The sequence below is a fragment of the Photobacterium sp. DNB22_13_2 genome, assembly GCF_052873915.1.
In genome coordinates, this window is the sequence record NZ_JBNNXU010000199.1 from 1 (window position 1) to 254 (window position 254).

General features: G+C 61.0%; 1 protein-coding gene. It reads left to right on the forward strand.

All coding sequences use genetic code 11. The annotated features are described in order from the left end of the window. Positions 1–56: 56 nt before the first annotated feature. Positions 57–254, forward strand: a 198-nt coding sequence (locus ACVA58_RS28350) for a hypothetical protein (protein WP_446513563.1), incomplete at its 3' end; no start/stop codon positions are given.

The following is a 254-nucleotide window of genomic DNA, read 5'->3' on the forward strand; positions in this document are numbered from 1 at the left end:
GTGCCAGCCCGTCTCCCCCTGGAGCCGGGCTGGTCCGTTTTCATAGGAGCAATCTCATGTTTCCCGACCTCATCTCGCCCGCCACCGACTTCGAGCACCAACTGGGAGCCTGCGTCAGCGCCATGTGCCAGGAGGATGCCATCGGCCAGACCCTGGTATTCGAGCGCGACAAGGGAACGCTGAACATGCGCCACATCGCCATGCAGGAGCTGGTTGAGACCGACATCGACCGCTACGAAATGGTGGTATTCGAT